Annotated in this window: 5 protein-coding genes; 4 read left to right on the forward strand and 1 reads right to left on the reverse strand. The window is 59.7% G+C overall.

From position 1 onward, the window contains the following. Positions 1 to 243: 243 nt before the first annotated feature. Both ACLIRY_RS26725 and ACLIRY_RS26730 read left to right on the forward strand, forming a co-directional pair. The gene (locus tag ACLIRY_RS26725; protein WP_413208467.1) at positions 244 to 585 is read left to right on the forward strand and encodes an HNH endonuclease; all 342 of its coding nucleotides are present in this window, start codon (positions 244 to 246) and stop codon (positions 583 to 585) included. After that, a complete protein-coding gene (locus ACLIRY_RS26730; RefSeq protein ID WP_413208468.1) occupies positions 585 to 920 on the forward strand; it encodes a hypothetical protein in 336 nt (111 codons plus the stop codon). The genes ACLIRY_RS26725 and ACLIRY_RS26730 overlap by 1 nt, the downstream gene beginning before the upstream one ends. A gap of 74 nt (positions 921 to 994) precedes the next feature. On the opposite strand, the gene ACLIRY_RS26735 is transcribed toward ACLIRY_RS26730, so the two are convergent. Further along, entirely contained in the window at positions 995 to 1,222 is a 228-nt protein-coding gene (locus tag ACLIRY_RS26735; RefSeq protein WP_413208469.1) for a hypothetical protein, read from the reverse strand. Positions 1,223 to 1,332: 110 nt separating this feature from the next. Between ACLIRY_RS26735 and ACLIRY_RS26740 the strand changes: the two genes are divergently transcribed. Both ACLIRY_RS26740 and ACLIRY_RS26745 read left to right on the forward strand, forming a co-directional pair. Further along, the gene (locus ACLIRY_RS26740) at positions 1,333 to 2,928 is read left to right on the forward strand and encodes a hypothetical protein (RefSeq protein WP_413208470.1); all 1,596 of its coding nucleotides are present in this window, start codon (positions 1,333 to 1,335) and stop codon (positions 2,926 to 2,928) included. A gap of 18 nt (positions 2,929 to 2,946) precedes the next feature. Next, positions 2,947 to 3,174, forward strand: a complete 228-nt coding sequence (locus ACLIRY_RS26745) for a hypothetical protein (protein WP_413208471.1) — start codon at positions 2,947 to 2,949, stop codon at positions 3,172 to 3,174. Positions 3,175 to 3,384 lie beyond the last annotated feature (210 nt).

Here is a 3,384-nt window from a genome sequence, read left to right on the forward strand (position 1 = left end):
TCTTCCGGACGCTCGCAGCCCTTCAATAGTTCGTCAATAAGATGATCGGATATCGTCATTCCTGCCTTCCTTCTCATTCAGGAAAGCATGGCACCATAATCCTGTACACAGAAGGCCGGACACTCTCGTGATTGAAAAGGCACGGCATACCGGAAGCTTGCCAAAGGTTGATCTGCCAAATAGAGTCCCATTGAGACGTCAAACGGTGCGTTAGTTAGGCCAACAGATAGCCCAAACTACTCTGTGGCGGCTGAAGTTCAAATGCCCTCAAGTGCTTATCCCGGTGTTTCTCGCCAAAGGCATAATCAGATTTCCAACCAGGCTTTGCATGAAGCCTTTGAAGCTGATCCAGCATATGCCGCACGGATGGAAAGCCTGTATCCGGGTATTGTTCATGGCGTCAGACCGGGGCCTCGTGGCGCTTATCCAAGGTCAGCTCCAACCCCTGACGTAACTTGGCACCACGGAGATACTCCCGGACAAATGCAGTTGGTTCCACGGGATCAACATACCGCGTCTGGCCCTGTTCAGGATTCTCTGCACCCTGATAGTTCTGACGGTTACTCTATTTGGGGAACAGAATGATGATGCGGACGTTGACCGAAGTCTTGGAAAATCTAGCGTCATATTCATGGCGAGACTGGGTTTTTCTGGATCGCAAGTCGGCTATTACGATGAAATCTCAATGCATCGTTCTTGATCCAGATGATGCGGAGCTGGGTGCCGACAATTTTACGCCGTTGCTAGTTGAGCAACATGCGATGGATGAGTTCCTGTCGATACAGGATATTAGATCGGTTCAAGAACACCTGTTGCGGGACAACCCGGCGGCGACCCGGTCCGAATTGTGTAATGCGGTTTGCTACTATTTTGAAAACGACGCCTTCTTTCCTCACTCCGCCCCTTCCTCGGGCTCCTGATACTCTTGCATGGCGATGGCGCAGTACGACAGGCCGTTCCGATCTTGAATGATTGGTGCGTTAGCCAAGTTGCACTATCCTACGTCGTCGTATTGGGTGATAAGCTGGATTGAGCGTTGGAAATCGTTGCGTTTGATGTTTGCCTTTGCTGCGAAGAACGCGCCTCTGCCCGCCAGAACTGCGGCGATTACCATGCCTACGGCGAGCGCGACCCAATCCCATTTCGATCGTGCATCGCGCCCTTCGGGCCGGGATGCGAGACCATTGAGGAATGTTGTTTCGGAGGGGAGCTTTGTGGTCACGGCTTGAAGGTTTTTGGTTGTGTCGCTGAGGTCGCGCTCAGCATTGGGATCAAGGGCGCGGTGGGTTGTGGCGAGGCCTGAGGAGAGATCACGGATATCGGCGGTGTGCTGTGTCCGACGTGAATCCCAAAGTGGTCGCGAAAGTCGCGAAAGTCAAGAATAGCGATTTGATCCTGGCGGGCGGGACACTGACCGCCCAGGTTTCGGGGGCGGTCAGCAACAACCAGGGTGCCATCCTCTCCGGCGGGGATATGGCCATTACCGGCCTGGGCGGCGGTCGGGCGGGGTCGATCACCAACAGCCTGGGGGTGATCCAAAGCGATGGCGGCGATGTGTTGCTGCGCGCCGGGTCGATTCATAACCAGGGCGACAGTGACTTCGAGGTTAAAGAAAACGTCCTGATCTACGAGGGCACCTTCGGCGAAACCCCTGGCGTGCCCGCACGGAACTCCGTCCCCGGCGCGGTCATCACGCCGGAGGGTTATGCCTACATGAAAGACGGCTCGACGGTGGTCATCGACCATCCCTATCCGGGTCTGGATTGGACGGTTTATTACGACACGGGCAATGTTACGGTCAAACTCTACGGCACGGTTGCCACGGCCACGGGGGCGAGCACCGGCAAGGGCGAGATCGTCGCCGGCCGGAACCTGACCATCGACGCGGGGGGCGAGGTTCTCAACGACTTCTCGACCCTTGCGGCCGGGGGCGACTTGGCGATCAGCGCCAATTCCCTGGTCAACAAGGGCATCGAGAACGTCGCCACCCTGTGGTTTGAATGGGCCACGAATGGCCAATTCAACCGCTGTTTCGGCGGCCCCTGCGTCTGGTTCAGGAACGAGGGCGGCACGGTCTATGCCGGAGAGATCATCGGCCCGGGTGTCGGCTCGATCATCCAGGCTGGCGGCGGGGTCAACATCAACGTCGGCACCTTCGACAACACCAGCGAGGACCCCCGGGACCACGACAGCTGGGACATGAAAGGTCTTTCGGAAGTCACCGGTGTCGGTGGCCGGACCATCATCGCCGCCCAGGACCTGGACCTCTATGCGGCCCTGGCGTTTGGCGGTGTCGGTTCGGGGCTGTTCGGTTCGGGCTCGGTGGTGGGCGAAGCGGCAAGCAAAGCGGCAGGCAAAGCGGCGGGTGAAGCGGCAGGCAAAGCGGCAGTCGAAGCGGCGGGCAAAGCGGCAGTCGAAGCGGCGGGTCGCGGCCCCTCCGACCGCCTGTCCTTCGGCGCGCTGGCGCTGGATGGCCTGTCTGGCTCGGCTGTGCGGACGGTCCTGTCCCAGTCCCTGGCGGGCTTCACGGCGCTGTTCCGCCCGGCGGCCCCCTCCTCCCGGCACCTGTACGAAACCCGCTTCGACTACACGGACTTCGGCACCTTCTACGGCTCGGATTATTTCCAGGAGCAGACGGGGATCAGTTTCTCGGACCCCAATGTCACGACCCTGGGCGACGCCACTTTTGACAGTCGCACTGTGGCGAGCGAGATCCAGCGGATCGCCGGGAAGCGGTGGTTGAACCCCTCGGTGACCACCGACACCCTGCAGGTCAAGGCGCTGATCGACAACGCTGCAGCCCAGGTCGGCAGCCTGCAGCTGACCCCGGGGATTGCGCTGTCCAAGGAGCAGGTGGCGGCGCTGAACTCGGACATCGTCTGGTGCATCAACCCAAACGAAGGCTTTCGCCTGAGTTTGGAAAGTTGATGCACAAAGAAAAGACCAGTGCTTTTGCACTGGTACGTCACCAAGCAGATCGACGGCAAAAGCGTTCTGGTGCCCCAGGTCTATCTGGCCTCGGCCTCTCGCGGTCGGATCACCCAGCAGGCGGCCCTGGTGGAAGGCGACAGCGTCACCATCATTGCCGACGATACCATCGACAACTCCGGCGTCATCCGCTCCCGGACCGGCAAGCCGGTCCTCCAAATCTGGAGATCAAAGTCCCCGGGTTAAATCGCGATGCGATTTGACCCGGTTTGATCTCGCACGACATGACCCTGATCGCGGGGGGCGACATCACCAACCGCTCGGGGATCATCGACGCGGGGGGCCGGGCCACCATCGCCTCGCTGGGCGGGGATATCATCAACGAGACCCTGATCCGCGAGACCCTGGGCGACAGGCCGGGCGTTGTCCGCGACAGCCTGCAGGAGCGGGCGTCGA

It is taken from the genome of Rhodospirillum sp. A1_3_36 (genome assembly GCF_047263945.1).
Taxonomy (GTDB): domain Bacteria; phylum Pseudomonadota; class Alphaproteobacteria; order Rhodospirillales; family Rhodospirillaceae; genus Rhodospirillum.

Bases quoted from the DNA above. Each gene is read 5' to 3' on its own strand.
- ACLIRY_RS26730 (WP_413208468.1), top strand. From the start codon at position 585: ATGATGCGGACGTTGACCGAAGTCTTGGAAAATCTAGCGTCATATTCA.